The 17584-nt window shown below is 40.2% G+C and carries 15 protein-coding genes; 2 read left to right on the top strand and 13 right to left on the bottom strand.

All coding sequences use genetic code 11. The annotated features are described in order from the left end of the window. Positions 1–311 precede the first annotated feature (311 nt). Entirely contained in the window at positions 312–1526 is a 1215-nt protein-coding gene (locus HMPREF0847_RS08730) for a pyridoxal phosphate-dependent aminotransferase (RefSeq protein ID WP_008808439.1), read from the bottom strand. Positions 1527–1916: 390 nt separating this feature from the next. On the opposite strand from HMPREF0847_RS08730, the gene HMPREF0847_RS08735 reads away from it, so the two are divergent. After that, the gene (locus HMPREF0847_RS08735; protein WP_008808438.1) at positions 1917–2369 is read left to right on the top strand and encodes a universal stress protein; all 453 of its coding nucleotides are present in this window, start codon (positions 1917–1919) and stop codon (positions 2367–2369) included. A 36-nt stretch (positions 2370–2405) separates the two neighbouring features. On the opposite strand, the gene HMPREF0847_RS08740 is transcribed toward HMPREF0847_RS08735, so the two are convergent. Next, entirely contained in the window at positions 2406–3797 is a 1392-nt protein-coding gene (locus HMPREF0847_RS08740; protein ID WP_008808437.1) for a Cof-type HAD-IIB family hydrolase, read from the bottom strand. Positions 3798–3860: 63 nt separating this feature from the next. Here HMPREF0847_RS08740 and HMPREF0847_RS08745 point away from each other — a divergent pair, with 63 nt between their 5' ends. Beyond that, entirely contained in the window at positions 3861–4823 is a 963-nt protein-coding gene (locus HMPREF0847_RS08745) for an asparaginase (protein WP_008808436.1), read from the top strand. A gap of 251 nt (positions 4824–5074) precedes the next feature. On the opposite strand, the gene recG is transcribed toward HMPREF0847_RS08745, so the two are convergent. From recG to HMPREF0847_RS08800, 11 genes are all read right to left on the bottom strand, one after another. Then, positions 5075–7090, bottom strand: coding sequence for an ATP-dependent DNA helicase RecG (gene recG / locus HMPREF0847_RS08750; protein ID WP_008808434.1), 2016 nt, complete (start codon positions 7088–7090; stop codon positions 5075–5077). 72 nt (positions 7091–7162) lie between these two features. Further along, a complete protein-coding gene (alr, locus tag HMPREF0847_RS08755) occupies positions 7163–8269 on the bottom strand; it encodes an alanine racemase (RefSeq protein ID WP_008808433.1) in 1107 nt (368 codons plus the stop codon). Further along, the gene (gene acpS, locus HMPREF0847_RS08760; RefSeq protein ID WP_037622638.1) at positions 8259–8621 is read right to left on the bottom strand and encodes a holo-ACP synthase; all 363 of its coding nucleotides are present in this window, start codon (positions 8619–8621) and stop codon (positions 8259–8261) included. Before acpS ends, alr begins: the two co-directional genes overlap by 11 nt. Positions 8622–8736: 115 nt before the next feature. Beyond that, complete coding sequence (locus HMPREF0847_RS08765; RefSeq protein WP_008808431.1) at positions 8737–9768, bottom strand: 3-deoxy-7-phosphoheptulonate synthase; 1032 nt, start codon at positions 9766–9768, stop codon at positions 8737–8739. Between the two features lie 22 nt (positions 9769–9790). Next, on the bottom strand, positions 9791–12307 hold the full coding sequence (secA, locus tag HMPREF0847_RS08770) for a preprotein translocase subunit SecA (protein WP_008808430.1): 2517 nt from the start codon (positions 12305–12307) through the stop codon (positions 9791–9793). 351 nt (positions 12308–12658) lie between these two features. Then, complete coding sequence (locus HMPREF0847_RS08775; RefSeq protein ID WP_008808429.1) at positions 12659–13342, bottom strand: B3/B4 domain-containing protein; 684 nt, start codon at positions 13340–13342, stop codon at positions 12659–12661. A 158-nt stretch (positions 13343–13500) separates the two neighbouring features. Then, positions 13501–14088, bottom strand: a complete 588-nt coding sequence (rpoE, locus tag HMPREF0847_RS08780) for a DNA-directed RNA polymerase subunit delta (RefSeq protein WP_008808428.1) — start codon at positions 14086–14088, stop codon at positions 13501–13503. A 160-nt stretch (positions 14089–14248) separates the two neighbouring features. Beyond that, positions 14249–15532, bottom strand: coding sequence for a trigger factor (gene tig, locus HMPREF0847_RS08785; protein ID WP_008808427.1), 1284 nt, complete (start codon positions 15530–15532; stop codon positions 14249–14251). 88 nt (positions 15533–15620) lie between these two features. Further along, positions 15621–16184: a TIGR01440 family protein gene (locus tag HMPREF0847_RS08790; protein WP_008808426.1), complete on the bottom strand. Its 564-nt coding sequence runs from the start codon at positions 16182–16184 to the stop codon at positions 15621–15623. Between the two features lie 12 nt (positions 16185–16196). Further along, entirely contained in the window at positions 16197–16679 is a 483-nt protein-coding gene (locus HMPREF0847_RS08795; RefSeq protein ID WP_008808425.1) for an ECF transporter S component, read from the bottom strand. Next, positions 16669–17430, bottom strand: a complete 762-nt coding sequence (locus HMPREF0847_RS08800) for a bifunctional hydroxymethylpyrimidine kinase/phosphomethylpyrimidine kinase (protein ID WP_008808424.1) — start codon at positions 17428–17430, stop codon at positions 16669–16671. The genes HMPREF0847_RS08795 and HMPREF0847_RS08800 overlap by 11 nt, the downstream gene beginning before the upstream one ends. Positions 17431–17584: the final 154 nt, after the last annotated feature.

The raw sequence follows: 17584 nt of genomic DNA on the forward strand, positions 1-17584 counted from the left end.
TCTTTAGATTTGACAGAAAAGTAGGTACCCAGTTCATTTGGACTTCAAACAAGAGAATCGAAAATTTTGTCATTAAAATGTTACATAAAAAATATACGAAAACTTGATAAAAACAAACATAATTTCCACTCCCATTTTTTTAGATCTGCTTTTATGTCATTTATTTCATTTTTTTAACAATTTTAAAATTAGAACTATTTAACTTAAAAAGTTAATTTAGAAACCATCTGATACAGTAATTTAGCCTTATTCCATTTAAACAACAAAAAAAGAAGAACATTTCGTTCTTCTTTTCACTTTTATTAACTTAATTAGCGCCGGTATTGTTGCAAGAAACGAGTCATTTTTTCTTGCACTTGGGCCAATTCATCCACACGTGGCAAATATACAATTCGGAAATGATCAGGATCCTTCCAATTGAAGCCACGGCCATGAACTAGCAGAATTTTTTCTTGTTTTAAGAAATTTAAAACAAACTGCTCATCATCATCGATCTCATACATTTCGCGATCAATCTTAGGAAAAATGTATAGACCTGCCTTAGGCTTGACTGCAGAAAGACCCGGGATGTCATTGATAGCTTTATAAATGAAGTTACGCTGTTCGTAGATACGACCGCCTGGCAACAATAACTCATCTACAGACTGATGCCCTCCCAATGAAGTTTGAACCACCTGTTGGGAAAGAACATTGGAACAGAGACGCATATTGGATAACATATTCAATCCTTCAATATAGCCTTGAACATGCTTCTTAGGACCTGACAACGCCATCCAGCCAACCCGGAAGCCAGCAATGCGGTGAGATTTTGACAAACCATTCATGCTGACACAGAACAAATCGGGTGCTAGACTTGCAATAGCCGTATGCTTCTCACCATCCATAACCAAACGGTCATAGATCTCGTCTGCGAAGATAATCAAATCATTCTGACGGGCAACTTCAACAATGTCTTCTAACACTTCCTTCGGATACAGGGCTCCTGTTGGGTTATTGGGATTAATCACAACGATAGCTTTGGTGTTTGAAGTAATTTTTGATTTAATGTCATCAATATCTGGATACCAATCTGCTTCTTCATCACAAAGATAATGAACTGCATTTCCTCCAGCTAGGCTTACTGCCGCTGTCCACAATGGATAATCCGGCATAGGAACCAGAACTTCATCTCCATTGTCCAGCAAGCCCTGCATAGACATTACAATCAGCTCACTGACACCATTTCCTAGGTAAATGTCTTCAATTCCAACGTTAGGAATATTTTTGAGCTGGCAATATTGCATAATAGCCTTCCGAGCTGAGAACAATCCCTTAGAATCAGAATAGCCTTCACTACTACGAGCATTGATAATCAAGTCATGAATGACTTCATCTGGAGCAGTAAAGCCAAACTCAGCTGGATTCCCAGTATTTAAACGCAAAATCCGTTCACCATTCGCTCTCATGCGCATAGCTTCTTCAAGGACTGGTCCACGAATATCATATGCTACATGCTCTAGTTTGACAGATTTATTGTATTCTTTCATTTTGAACTCCTCGTTTCAATCAATCGTCTTATTATAACTCAATTTTTCTCAAAAATCCAAAAAATATCACAAAAATAATGAAAGAAAAATTGATTAGGAACTTCCTGTAAAGGGAGCTCTTCACCCTTCATTAAGCTATTTGAGCCTTGATTTCTTTTCATTTTTTAACGAGAATTTCTCCCCTTCTTACCGAAAATTGCTTTACTTCTTTCATGAAAAGGTTTACAATATAAATATAAGAGAATTTTCAGCAAGGATTAGAACTCTTAAAACAATCTTCATATTTTATGAAATAGAATTCAAGTCGAAAGCTAGGCTTTCTTTATCTATCTCTTTCGACAGGTTCCTAAACTGCTGAAACTTTCTTAGCATCTTTATGGAGGTAGGCTTATGTTACAAAAATATGAAAATATTCTAGTCGCAATTGACGGTTCCCGTGAAGCAGAATTGGCATTTGAAAAAGGGGTTAATGTTGCCCTTAGAAACAAATCTCGCTTAACCATTGCTCATGTTATTGATACTCGCGCTCTTCAAAGTGTATCAACATTTGATGCTGAAGTATATGAAGAACTGCAGGAAGATGCAAAGAAATTAGTCACTGGCTATGAAAAGAAAGCTCGTGAGGCTGGTGTTGGTGATGTTGTTACTGTAGTTGAACTGGGAAATCCTAAAACTTTACTAGCAACAGAAATTCCAGATGAACAAAAGGTTGACTTAATCATGGTTGGAGCAACAGGTCTCAATGCTTTTGAGCGTTTATTGGTCGGTTCTTCATCTGAGTATATCCTACGCCATGCTAAAGTTGACTTGCTCGTTGTCCGTGATAGCGAAAAAACCTTATAGACATTTTGTTTTAGATATAAAAAAACTGAGATAATCTCAGTTTTTTTCTTTGGAGCCACAATTTTTCTCGTAGGCTTTTATCTGTCTTTCTAATTCTTCTTTAATGGCTGGTTCTGGCGCATATTTTTCTTCCCAATCATCCGGCTTTAAAATTTTATGAGTTACCGGATCAAAATGGGCTTTTCCGTCAGGGAAAATTTTACCCATATTGGCTTGATGGACAATTGTGAAAAGGCGTTCTGGATCTACCCCCATTAAAACAAAGCTTCCATAAGTAAAGTAAAGTGTGTCAATCAAGGCATCTACTTGACCAACTAAAGAAATTTCTGCCGGACTCTTTCCCTTAACCTTGGTGGCAGCCTTATCTAAGGCTTCATGCATATGAACAACAGCTTCTTCAAACTCTTCTTCTGACCTACTTGAAGCACGCAAAAATTCCACTAGTTCCTCTAGTTTAAAGGCCGCCCGGTGTCTAGCTCCTTCAGGCGTCCATGCGATCGGTTCTTCCTGAGTCTTCTTATCCATGACTCCATGAAATTCTTTAACCTTATTAAAATGATGGTCACTACTAGTAAAGACTTTCTCACTTGCTAAAATACCAAAATGCTCCAAGGCTTTATGAATCCCGTCTTGACTATTGCTGGTCGTTGTATGCTTGGCAACTTCTTTAACCTTACTAGTTCCATTTCCCATTGCAATTGACATGCCTACTCCCGACAACATTTCAAGATCATTGTCTGAATCGCCGAAAGCCATCACTTGGTTAATATCAAAGCCATATTCTTTTCCTACACGCGCAATACCCTGCAACTTTGAGGTATCCCCATTGATGATGTCTGCCGCATAGGGACTAGAACGAGTAAACTTCAAATCTGGGAAATATTCCTCCATAGCCTGAGTTTCTTCAGGTGTAGCCAACATCACCACTTGATAAATGGGCTCTCGCGAAATATCCAACAAATCTTTTTTCTGTTGTGGAAGAGCTTTACTAACAACCCTATTAAAACCATGACTAATATAACGAGTAAAACCTTTAGGCACAAAGCGACTGCTCCACTGAGAAAATTTGCTCATGCCAAAGCGCATAATATGACTGCCAACTATATCTGTTTCTGTTCCAAGAGCAATTTCCTTTTTATGCTTTTTGGCATAATCAATGATTTCTCGAAGACTTGACTTATCAATAGGGGTCGCAGAAATAATCTTTTCCTTTGAAAATATATACTGGCCATTATAGGTAACTGCAAAATCCAAATCCAAATCTTTCATGAAAGATTGGACGAAAAAGGGACCTCTTCCTGTGGCCAAACCGACAAAAATACCTTGTTCTTTCAGACTCTGAATAGCCTGCTCTGTTGATTTGAGGACAGTTCGGCTGTCATTGACCAGAGTACCATCAATATCGAAAAAAACAGCTTTTACTTCCATACTTCTTATTCTTTCCTTTTATGATAAAATAAATTATAACACAATTTGGAAAGAAGCTCATCTATGAACAAAAAAATATTGGTATTGCATACTGGTGGCACCATTTCTATGCAGGCTGATGGAACTGGTAAAGTCGTAACAAACGACGAAAATCCTATGAATCATGTTACCGTCCCCTTGGAAGGCATCCAAGTTACAGCTCTCGATTTTTTCAATATCCCTAGCCCCCATATGACACCAGAACATATGCTTCAACTCTATAAAAAAATCAAAACCTCTTCTAAGGATTTTGATGGAGTCGTCATTACCCACGGGACCGATACCCTTGAAGAAACAGCATATTTCCTAGACACTATGGAAATCCCTGACATTCCAGTCGTCCTCACAGGTGCCATGCGTAGTTCAAATGAGCTCGGTAGCGATGGAGTCTATAATTACCTTTCAGCTTTACGTGTAGCTGCTGACCAGAAGGCTCACGGCAAGGGCGTCTTAGTCGTTATGAATGACGAAGTTCACGCAGCCAAATACGTCACTAAGACTCATACCACAAATGTCAGCACCTTCCAAACTCCAACCCACGGCCCCCTTGGACTTATTATGAAACAAGAGGTTCTATATTTTAAAACAGCTGAGCCACGTGTTCGTTTTGACTTAGACAAGATCACCGGCTTTGTCCCTATTATCCCTGCCTACGCTGGCATGAAGACTGAATTACTAGATAGGCTTGATTATAGTCAGCTAGATGGTTTGGTTATTGAGGCTTTTGGAGCAGGTAACCTGCCTCAGGAAGTCGCTGAAAAATTAACCTGTTTCATTAAGCAAGGAATCCCTGTTGCCTTGGTTTCTCGCTGCTTTAACGGTATTGCTGAACCTGTCTATGCCTATCCTGGTGGTGGGGTACAACTTCACGAATCTGGTGTCTATTTCATCAAAGAACTAAATGCGCCTAAGGCCCGTCTTAAACTCCTTATTGCTCTCAATGCAGGACTTTCAGGCCAAGAACTAAAAGAGTATCTAGAAGGATAAATAAAAACCAGCCGAGATTAAATCTCGACTGGTTTAATATTTTTCATCAGAATTATGAAAGGAGGGGTAATGAAAAATAGATGTTCTACCTACTTACTACCGTATGTAGAAAAAATCTTTTCTGAATCTTTGAAAACTTTTTTATAATCTACGTGAATATTTACTGTCATGATCAATACCTCTTTTCTTTTGATTGACTTTATTATAGGCAGTAAAACTTAAGTCATTCTTATAAAAAGCTTTCAAAAAGCTTAATCCAAATAATCTTGCTTATCCAAATGAAGAGCCACTAGATGCCAGTTAGGATCCCTCCGCCAGTCTTTATTCTGCACAATTTGGCTAGCTACCTTTCTAGCTTCTTCCAAGATAGGGTAGTCCTCTACGATATCGGCCACTTGAAATTCTGGAATACCAGACTGACGGGTTCCAAAAATCTCTCCTGAACCACGCATTTTTAAATCTTCCTCAGCAAGTACAAAGCCATCTGTTGTCTCCGTCATGATTTTCATACGTTTCTTTCCAGATTCAGTCTTAGGATTCGCGACAAGAATCGCATAGGATTGCTTATCACCACGCCCCACTCTTCCTCGCAATTGATGCAGCTGACTGAGCCCAAAACGATCAGCATCCATGATAACCATAATCGTTGCATTGGGCACATTAACACCCACTTCAATGACCGTTGTAGACACTAAAATATCTACCTCTTTATTCTTGAAGGCCTGCATAATAGCCTCTTTTTCGTCACTCTTCATCTTACCATGAAGGAGAGAAACTCGGGCATCTACTCCAAAGTAGGCTTGCAGTTCTTCTTCTAAGTCAATAGCATTTTTTAGATCCAGAGCTTCTGATTCCTCAATCAAAGGAGAAATAAAGTAAACCTGAGCTCCCTTTACTAATTCTTTTTTTATCCAATCGAGTACGACCTCAAGTTGCTCATGCTTAACCCAACGGGTAATAATGGGCTTTCGTCCCGCCGGCATTTGATCAATAATGGACACATCCATATCCCCAAAAGCCGTAATGGCCAAAGTTCTGGGAATGGGAGTAGCAGTCATCATGAGAACATCAGGATTGTCTCCTTTTTCCCGCAAAATTCTACGTTGAGCAACCCCAAAGCGATGCTGTTCATCTACAATAACCAGACCTAGATGATGGTATTGAACACCATCTTGGATCAAAGCATGGGTCCCAATTACCATATCTACCTGACCGAGCTCTATAGCCAACAAAGTCTCTTTACGCTCAGCTGCTTTCATACTACCGGTTAATAAGGCTAGTTTTAAATCAGGAAAGAGATGACTGAGGCTTTCAAAGTGCTGCTCTGCCAAGATTTCTGTTGGAACCATTAAAGCCGACTGATAACCAGCCGTATGGACAGCATACATGGCCAATCCCGCAACTACTGTCTTTCCACTTCCAACATCTCCCTGTAAGAGTCGGTTCATGTGGGCAGGCGACTTCAAATCAGACAAAATTTCAGCCAAAGCTCTCTCCTGAGCTCCTGTCAGAGGAAAAGGTAGCTGACTTTTTTTCTCTTGTAGCTGCTCTTCCTGCCAATCCAGTACCAAACCGTTGCTGACATCCTTCGTTTCCATTTTAAGCACCTGAAGTTGCATTTGGAAATAGAACAATTCTTCGAATTTTACGCGACGTAGCGCCTGTTTGTATTCTGCTAAATCTTTCGGAAAATGCATGGCCCTCACTGCTTCTGCTCGAGACAGTAACTGGTAGCGTTCCAACAAGACCTGGGGTAAATTTTCTTCAATCAGTAAGTCCAAGCCTTGGTCAAAAGCTGTTTTAATTAATTTAATCAGACTTGTCTGGCTAATCCCTTGAGCCACCCGATAAACTGGCTGCAAGTCGTCTTTGACCTGAGCCAAGAGCTTCATCCCAGTCAAGCTAGCTTTAGCCTTATCCCACTTTCCAAAAACAGCAATATTTGCCCCCACTTCAACCTTATCCGCCAAATAAGGCTGGTTAAAGAAATTGACTGCTAGAATGACTTCTCCTTGCTTGATTGAAAAACGGAGACGATTGCGCTTAAAACCGTAATACTGAACATTTGCTGGTGTCGCAACTATACCAAAAATGACGGCCTTTTCTCCATCTTCTAGATCAAGCACCTGCTTGCTTTGAAAGTCTTCATAGCGAAAAGGAAAATACAGTAGTAAATCCTGTAAGGTCTCAATACCAAGCTTGGCAAACTTTTCTGCTGATTTCGGTCCTACTCCCGGCAGAACCGATAAGGGTTGGTGTAAATTCATAATTCCTCTTTCAGTTCTAGCATCAAATAGCTTTCTATAGCCAAATTCTTTCATCAAGGAGACTTAAACTAATTAATTCTTGTAAATTCTTGGTACCCGATCACTAATCAAACAAACCACTTCATAGTTAATCGTTCCTCGTTTCTCAGCAACATCAGTCGCTGAGATGCTTTCTGTTCCGCTCTTACCAATGAAAACAACTGGTGTGCCCAGAGGATATTTCTTCGGCAAGCGAACTGTAATCTGGTCCATGGATACTCGACCAACTATTGGACAACGTTGACCATCAATGAGAACGTCAAAACCTTGCATATCCCTAGTCCAGCCATCTGCATAACCCAGTGGAATTGTTCCAATGAATTGTCCTTCATCTGCTGTGTAGGTTGCTCCGTAACCAACATCAGCCCCTGCTTCTACTTCTTTGACATGAACCAATTCTGAAACCAAAGAAAGAGCTGGTTTTATATCATAAGGCAGTTCAAGGGCACTTCCACTAGGATTGAGACCATAGATAATATCTCCCAAACGAACAGCATTCATAACAGTGTCCGCATGCCAAAGAGAAGTAGCTGAGTTACTAGCATGAATAATCGGTGGAAGAGCATCTAATTCCGCTAAGATACCCTTAAAACAAGCTAACTGCTCTTCAAACTTACTAGCATCTGCCTCATCAGCTGTCGCAAAGTGAGTAAAAATCCCTTCTACTTGAACACCAGCTGACTGGAGACGATTGATAGCTATCTGAAGTGACTGGCTATCCCTAAAGCCAATCCGGCCCATACCAGAATCCACTTTCAGGTGAACAACTAAACCTTGCAAAGACAAGCCTGAAGCCTCCAACAAATCTAGCCATTCTAAGCTAGCCACTGTCAATGTAATCTTGTGTTCAATCGCCAGAGGGACTACCTCTATGGCTGAGACACCTAAAATTAAGATTTTTTTATCCAGGCCGCCTTCTCTTAATTCCAAAGCTTCGTCAATATTTGAGACACAAAATCCGTCTACAATATCATCAATATAACTTGAAACAACTACTGCACCATGGCCGTAGGCATTAGCTTTAACGACAGCCCATTTTTCAACATCTTGAGGCAAATGAGCTTTTAATTGCTGAATATTAAAGTGAATTGCTGACAGATCAACAAGTGCTTGACTTGGCCTATGTATACTAGTTTTCATCTTTTTCCTCCAAAATAACGCTAGCCATTACTAGGGTACCTGCATGGCTAATAGACACCCAAACCTTCCCAGAAAAAGGGGCTTTTGTAAAGACTGGAGCACCTCTTTCATCATTCAAGACTTCTAAATCTTGAAAACTAAGCTTGCCAATTCCTGTTCCCCATGCTTTAGAGAAAGCCTCTTTAGCTGACCAGCGACCGGCCAAATATTCTATCTTTCGCTTGCCAGAAAGTTCTTCAAAACGAAGCCATTCCTTGTCTGTCAAGACTTTTTTTGCAAAGCGAGCATGTTTTTCGTAGGCCCGCTGAATAGAAGATAACTCCTCTATATCAATTCCATGTCCTATAATCATCTTTGTTCTCAGAATGAGACAAAACTCAGTTGGATTTCCAACTGAGCTTGCTGCATTCCGACCAATTGGCAAGATCTTCTTTTGCCAAGCGGTCCCTTTCATTTCAATAATAGAGTTATTTTTCTAAATGGCTATAAATTTCTCGAATCAACTGTTCAGTCTTGTCCCATCCCAAGCAAGGATCTGTAATGGATTTTCCAAAGACCTCTGGCTGATCTTGTCGACCATCTTCCAAATATGATTCAATCATAAAGCCACGAACACTCTGCTTGATTTTTTCATTCCAGTCTCGATTTAAGAGAGTTTCGCGAACAATCCGCACTTGCTCTAAATATTGCTTGCCTGAATTGTCATGGTTCGTATCAACCATGATGAAAGGATTGGACAAACCTAACTTTTCATAAGCGGCAATCGCTTCAAGAAGATGTTCATAATGATAATTCGGCTCATTCTTACCATTGGCATGAATTGCGCCACGAAGAATGGCATGGGCCAGAGGATTACCTGATGTCTCCACTTCCTGAGAACGATATAGGAAGGTCTGTTTATTTTGTGCAGCGTAGATGGCATTAAACATCACAGCTAAATTACCTGAAGTCGGATTTTTCATTCCCGCAGGAGTAGACAAACCTGAAGCAACAAAACGGTGTTGTTGATCTTCAACCGAACGTGCACCTACAGCCATATAGGAAACCAAATCGTCGACTAGAGATACATTTTCAGGATAGAGCATTTCATCAGCTGTAGTCAGACCAGTCTCAGTGATAACACGATAGTGCAGATGGCGAACTGCCTTGATACCAGCCATTAAATCTGGTGCTCCTGCTGCATCAGGCTGATGAATCAAGCCTTTATAACCGTCACCATTTGTACGGGGTTTGGCTGTATAGACCCGCATAACAATGAAAACATGTTTTTTTACTTCTTCCTGAAGGGCAGCCAGACGTTTAGCATATTCTATGACTGCTTCTTCATTATCAGAGGAGCAAGGACCTATGACCAATAAAATCCGCTTGTCTTCTCCTTTGAGAATAGCAGCCAACTCCTGGTCGCGAACTTGCTTCGTTGCCAAAGCTTTTTCATCAAGCTGAGACAAGGTACGAACTTGCTCTACGTCAACAATAGGACCTCTTGTTGTAAATGTCATTCCAACTCCCCCTCAATCTTTTTTAACGACGGCCGTGGCAATTTTTAAACTTCTTACCTGAGCCACATGGGCATAGTTCATTCCGGCCAACCTTTGCCAAATCAACATCTGCTGGCAGATCGGATTCTTGCGCTGAGATGTTACGCGTTGCTGTTGTTACAATGTTATGCTCCGTACGAGGACGCTCTTGCTCGTGAATTTGTGCTTTCATCATGAGACGAGTCACATCAAACTCGATTGAACCAATCATATCGTTAAACATTCTGAAACTTTCAGATTGGTATTCAACAACAGGATTATTTTGAGCATAACCTCGGAGACCTACAGCATTACGAAGCTGATCCAATGCATCAATGTGATCTGTCCACTTGTTATCTACAACACGTAGAATCAATACTTTTTGGAATTCTCGAACAGCTTCTTCATCACGAAGTTTAGCAATTTGACTATTGTAGACTTCTAAAGCACGTTCATATAAGTTAGCCTTGATTTCCTCATCAGATAAACCTTGAAGATCGCTCAAAGAAATTGACTCTTCCGGAACCAAGTTATACTTAGCAAAGTACAAAATTGAATCCAATTTCTCTTCTTGAGGAGCTCTGCTATTTCCATCAACAAAACGATCAATAGTTCGTTTGATCATAGCGTGAATCTCTGGAGCCAAATCCCGATTAGCTGTGATAACATCATGACGTTCAGCGTAGATGATTTCACGCTGTTCACGCATCACATCGTCATACTGAAGGACTTGCTTACGAGTATCATAGTTATTTCCTTCAACCCGTTTTTGAGCCGCTTCAACTTGGCGCGTAAACATCTTAGACTTAATGACAGACTCTTCTTCGCTCAGTTTGAAACGATCCAAGACAGCCTTGATTCTCTCAGAACCGAAACGACGCATCAGCTCATCTTCAAGAGATAGATAGAATTGAGATTCACCTGGATCTCCCTGACGACCGGAACGTCCACGTAACTGATTATCAATACGACGGCTTTCATGGCGTTCTGTACCAATCACACAGAGACCGCCCAATTCACGAACACCTTCTCCCAGCTTAATATCGGTACCACGACCAGCCATATTGGTTGCAATTGTAACTGCACCGCGTTGGCCAGCATTCATAATGATTTGCGCTTCACGATAGTGGTTCTTAGCATTCAATACCTCATGAGGAATTCCTGCTGCAACTAGCTTTTTAGAAAGATAGTCACTGGTTTCAACTGCAACTGTACCGACCAGAACAGGCTGTCCTTTAAGATGGCGTTCTTTCACGTCTTCCACAACTGCCTTAAATTTAGATTCTAAACTAGGGTAAAGTAAATCCTCATGGTCAATACGAGCAATCGGGCGGTTAGTTGGAATTGGGATAACACGGATATTATAAGTTTCGCGGAATTCTTCTTCCTCAGTCTTAGCTGTACCAGTCATTCCAGACAGTTTTTTATACATACGGAAGAGGTTTTGGTAGGTAATAGAAGCAGATGTCTTAGTTTCATCTTGAACCGGAACACCTTCCTTAGCTTCAATAGCCTGGTGAAGTCCGTCAGAATAGCGACGTCCTTCCATGGTACGACCGGTGAACTGGTCAACGATTAGAATTTCTTGTTCTTCACTAACCACATAATCGATATCCAAAATCATGATATAGTTAGCACGCAAGGCATTATCAATGAAGTGAGTCAATGCCACATTTTCAATATCATAGAGGTTATCTAATTTGAAATAGCTTTCAGCTTTGTCAATTCCAGAGTCAGACAGGCCGATTGTTTTTGATGGCACGTCGATGATATAATCATCCTTGTTAAGACTCTTAACGAAGCTATCCGCCATGTGGTAAAGCTGATTAGTTTCAGATGAAACTGGTCCAGAAACAATCAGAGGGGTTCTAGCTTCATCGATCAGAATGGAATCCACCTCATCAACTAAGGCATAGTTAAGTGGACGCTGAACCATGTTTTCAGCACGAACCACCATGTTATCACGAAGGTAGTCAAAGCCAATTTCTGAGTTCGTTGAGTAGGTGATGTCACAAGCATAGGCTTCTCTCTTCTCAGCTGGAGATTTAGCTGCCAAGTTAATACCAACTGAAAGCCCTAACCAAGAGTACAGTTCACCCATTTCGGTCGCATCACGCTCTGTCAGGTATTCATTGACCGTTACAACGTGAACTCCTTCTCCTGCCAACGCATTCAAGTAAACAGGCATGGTCGCAGTAAGAGTTTTCCCTTCACCTGTACGCATCTCTGGTACGTCACCATGATGGAGAACAATCCCCCCCATAATCTGTACTGGATAAGGATAGAGACCAAGAACACGTTTCGCGCCCTCACGGACAACTGCGAAGGCTTCATAGAGCAAGTCATCTAAACTTTCACCATTCTGATAACGTTGTTTAAATTCATCTGTTTTAGCCTTTAGCTCCTCATCGGATAAGGCAGCCATCTGGTCACTATAAGCAATGACCTTATTTGCCATTTTCTCTAATTTTCTTAATTCACCTTTATCGTTTTCGATAATTGTTCTTAAAATATTTGCCATTTTTATCCTTACTTTATAATCTTTCTGATTTTAGAATGTTCTTTTCATTATAGCATTTTCTCCTATAACTTTCAAGAAACTTAAGCATTTTTATACCTAAATAAAGCCTTCTCTTTAATTCATTCCCACAATTTAACTCTACTTTTATTTCACGTACCAAAGTAAGCATTCAAGATAAATAATGATAAGTTTTTCCGGTCAGTTATAGCATTTTTTCCTTCCACACCCTCTATCGAAACAACTGTACTTTTTGTTAGAAAAAAGCCTCTTTCAACCAAGAGGCTTTTATATGATATAGAGGAGAGCAAGGTTTCAAACTGAAACCGATAATGTCTATCCCCCGCTACTAAATCAATTTTCAGATTGGTTGATAACCAATGTCTCAAATTTCATATCTGGCATGCATTCTTTTAAGTCAGACTGGATTCGCTTCAAGGCTTCCAAACGCATCTCAACGGAAGTATTAGCATTCCCTTGAATGATAAAAATTGCATCTTTGGTATCATCATCAAACTTGTAGAGGTCACTATCTCGAATATCTAACCAAGCTAAAATACCTTTGTCGTCGCGATAGACATAGTCTGTTTTAGCTACGTGTTTCTCCTTAGACAAAATTGGGAGAAAGGTATCTTCTTTTTGACTGACAGTGAACTCAATCTTTTCTCCAATTTTATTATAATCATGTCCGCCAATAGCTAACAGGGATTGCAAGGCTTCTACATTATAAATATCGATAATCGTATTGATAGAAGGAAGAGACCCGCGATGGAGGATATTTTTAATCAGAGCTGGAACAGTTGGAGGATTTTTCTTGACACTGCGACCTACACGTTGCAGGATATCTTCATAGCCTTGAATAATCGGTGATTGGAGAACCTGCTCCATGTCACAGTTTAGAGCCCACTCTTCTCTTTCTTTTTTCTTTTTTAGAAAGGTTGGCGATAATTCTGCATGCGGATTGACATTTTTAGCAATACCAATGACTACACTTTCAATACCTAAATCGCTTAGGCTTCGATCCAGGATAAATTTCATCATACATCCCTCCTTATTGCTATTATCTATTCCCCATCATTATACGACTTTCTTAAGCCTGTTTCAAGGCCAAAGAACACTCTCTCCTTGACTTGTATTTAAAAAAGAATTCGATTCTGACAAAAAAGACGGGAGCTTTTTTGCCCCAGTCTCTCTTTTTATTCTTCTTCGCCCTCTGCATCATCGTCAGAAAATTCATCATCTTCTTCATTGATGTCAACATCTTCGTCTAGATCATCCGGAGCAATCTCATTGATTTCAGCATCATAAGCGTCTGCTTCATTCTTCTCATCGTCTGGATTTTCATCGTCATAGTTGAGTGCAGGATCTGCTTCGTATGAATCCTCATCTTCTGGATCATCATCGCTGTAGTCGATGGCATCCTCATCACCATCCATAAAGGCATTAACGCGTTTTTTCTTCCGTGATTTCGGATTATCTTCTTCATCAGTCTCTTCAAGCGCTATAATTTCCTCGTCCACTTCATCAATTGCATACCAAGAACGAAGGCCCCATTTGTTGTCACCAAGCGGAATAAAGCTTCCGTCAACATTTAGCTCAGTATAGAACAATGGTAGAGCTTCTCGGATTTCGCTGTTTGATTTTTCTAAATAAGTTTGGATTTCATTGACAAGGTCATTAAAATACATCTCATGGTCACGACCACGCAATTCTAAAATCGCACGCGCTACCTCAATCATAGAAAGTTCACTTTTTTCTTGTCCAGCAAATACTTCTAATTCCAAAGTTGGTCTCCTTTTAAGCTGATAAAGGACATTCGCCCTCTTGTATTTTTTCGCTACTTTCTATTGTACGATATTTTTGAATTTTCGTCAAAAGAATTTTGCTCTTTTTCCCTTTTAGAAAAACGAAAAGTCACTAGTCAAACTAGGACTTTTCAAATCATTATTTCACTTTTGCAGTGCTTGTGATGACTTCAACAGCTTTCTTGATAGTGATATCATGTTTTAACATATCTTCTGAAAGAAGTTGACGAACACGATCTGCTTCCATGTTGTAGTCGTTTGCGAGTGAAGAAATTTCTGCTTCGATTTCTTCAGCGCTTGCTTCAAATCCTTCTGCTTTTGCAATAGCTTCAATCACTAAGTTTGTCTTAGTACGAGCTTCTGCATCAGCTTCGTGCTGTTTGTGAAGGTCTTCTTGAGTAGTACCAGTAATTTGGAAGTACATGTCAGGTGAAATTCCTTGGCGTTGCATGTTGCCGAGGAATTCGTTTACTGAACGATGAACTTCTTCATGAACCATTTCTTCTGGTAAGTCTACGATTTCTGCATTTTCAACCGCAAGATCGATTGCTGCTGACTCAACTGCATCTTTGTATGCAGCTTCTTTTCCTTCAGCTAATTCTTTACGGTATTTTTCTTTCAACTCATCAAGAGTTTCTACCTCTTCGTCGATGTCCTTTGCAAGTTCATCGTCAAGAGCTGGAACTTCTTTTTCTTTTACTTCATGGATTGTAGTTACAAACTTAGCTTCTTTACCTGCAAGATCTGCTGCTTGATAGTCTTCAGGGAAAGTTACAACCACATCAACTGTTTCGCCTGCTTTGTGACCAACCAATTGATCTTCAAATCCTGGAATAAATTGACCGCTACCAAGTCCAAGAGAGAAATTATCTCCTTTTCCGCCGTCAAATTCAACACCGTCAACTGAACCAACAAAATCAATGACCACTGTATCACCTTCAGCTGCTGGACCTTCTTTTAGGACCAACTCAGCCAAGTTGTTGCGTTCGCGTTCGATACGTGCATCAACGTCTTCGTCTGTTACTTCTTTTGAAACTTCTACAGATACTTCAAGGTCTTTGTAAGCACCTAATTTTACTTCTGGTTTTGTAACAACTTCAGCAGAAATAGTCCAATCTTGACCTTTTTCCATTGAAACGACATCGATTTTTGGTTGTGCTACAACCTCGATACCAGCTTCTTTCACAGCAGCTTCATAAGCATTTGGAAGTAAGTTGTTTAAAGCATCTTGGTAAAGCGCTTCTTCACCAAATTTTTGGTTGAAAACAGGACGTGGAAGATGACCTTTACGGAAACCTGGTACATTAATTGTTTTCTTTACTGAGTTAAACACACGGTCCAATTCTGGTTTGATTTGTTCTTGACTAATAGTGAAAGTCAAAACTCCACGATTTGTTTCTTTTTTTTCAAATGATACAGACATTCTGTCATTTCTCCTTAAAATTTATTGAATACACTCCATTATAGCATATTTAAAAAATTTTTCAAAATTATATAATATTTTTTTACTATTAGCCTTTTCTTATTTTATCTTCGCTATAAGCTGCTCTTGAACCGCCAATCAGCTTAGGACGGCTAGCTAAAGCTGTAACATGGGCAGCACCTACTGATTTAAGCTTTGGTCTGATAGGAATCTGAACATGCTTAACATGCATGCCAATAGCAGTATCTCCAATATCTAGACCAGCCTGAGCTACTATAAATTCCACCTCAACTGGATCCTTCATGTACTGGAAAGCTGCTAACTGACCACTGCCTCCTGCATGAAGAGTGGGGAGAACGTTAACAATTTCTAAATCTTTCTTTTTTGCCAAGCTTCTCTCAACCACTAAAGCCCGATTGAGATGCTCACATCCCTGAACTGCTAGAAAGATCCCCTTCTCTTCTAAGATATCCAGAACTGCTTTAACAATGACCTGACCTACTTCTAAACTGGAATTTCGGCCAATATGACCTCCGATAACCTCACTAGAGGATAGACCCAAAACAAAAATATCACCCTCATCCAAGGACGCTTTATCTAGAACATCTTGAAGAATCTGACGCGTTTCTTCTCCAATCTTATCTAAGTCCATGTCTCACCCCACTTATTTCACTGTAACCATCTTTTTCAAACTCTCTGGGAAGACTTTGTAAAGGACGTAACCGACTACCAAACCAAAAACATTCTGCATAAAATTACCCAACATCCCAGCTAGACCTGCTCCAACACCATTCATGATACTGTCAAAGAGGGCGTAGCCACCAACCATAGAAACTGCAGCCAAAACTAGACCAAGATAGCGACTCTTACCTTCCAGACCAGCAAAGAAGCCCTGCAGGCCGTGGCAAATCAAACTGAAGAACATCCACTGAGGATAGCCAGCAATCATATCAATCAAAAAGCCTGAAAGCCCTCCGACAATAGCTGCTTCCTTGTGTCCAAAGTAGAAGGCCGTAAAATAAATTCCTGCATCCAACAAGGTCAAAAATCCTGTAGGCGTAGGGATTTTCAAAAAATTCCCCAAAACGACAGACAGAGCTGTGATGAAAGCTAAAATAACTAATTTTTTAACTTGATTATTTCTCATATTGAACCACCCCATATTGATCTGAGCGCTGAATCGCTCCGTAAACAAAATCCTTAGAAAATTGAACCGCGGCAAAAGGATTCTTGCCTAAAAGCAACTGGCTAGCAATGCTGGAAGCAAATGTGCAGCCTGCTCCGGTATTGTTGCTAGCTAGCACTGGCGATTCTAATACCTCAAAATCTCGACCGTCATAATAAACATCCACCGCCCGCTCCTTACTCAAGCGATTGCCACCCTTTATCACCACATGCTTGGCTCCTAAATCATAAAGCTCCTTGGCTGCAGCCTGCATATCCTCCAGACTTTTGATTTCTTTTTGGGTCAATAGCTGAGCTTCTGCCAAATTAGGCGTGATGATGCTGACATAAGGGAAGAACCTGATGAGTTCTTCTCTCAATGCACTAACTTCCAGATCATGATTTTCTTTACAGACCAGAACAGGGTCTAGCACTACTGGTATATCTGCATGTTGCTTGACAAAATCCAATGCCTGCTCTGCTATTGCTAGATTGGGTAAAAGCCCTATTTTAATAGCAGAAAAAGGAACATCTTTGAGGCTGGATAGTTGCTGAGTAAAAACCTCCTCTTCAACCGGAAGGACCTCAAATCCTTGGTTGGTCATCGCAGTCAGGCAAGTCACAGCCACAAAACCATGCAAACCATTGACTGTATAGGTAGCTAAATCAGCATGTAGTCCGCCACCGCTAAATATATCATTACCCGATAGGGCTAAAATGAGTTTATTCTTCATAACGAATCTCCTTTAGATAAAACCGTTTGAACCTGCTATTGCCCTTCTGCCAGATGGCGATCTTCTCTTCTGAAATCTACTATTTTTTACGTAAATCCAGCGAAACAATAGCTTTATAAGGTGCTATGTGTTTATTTTAGCAGGAAAAAAATAC

Source organism: Streptococcus sp. 2_1_36FAA, from assembly GCF_000161955.2.
GTDB classification, from domain to species: domain Bacteria; phylum Bacillota; class Bacilli; order Lactobacillales; family Streptococcaceae; genus Streptococcus; species Streptococcus gordonii.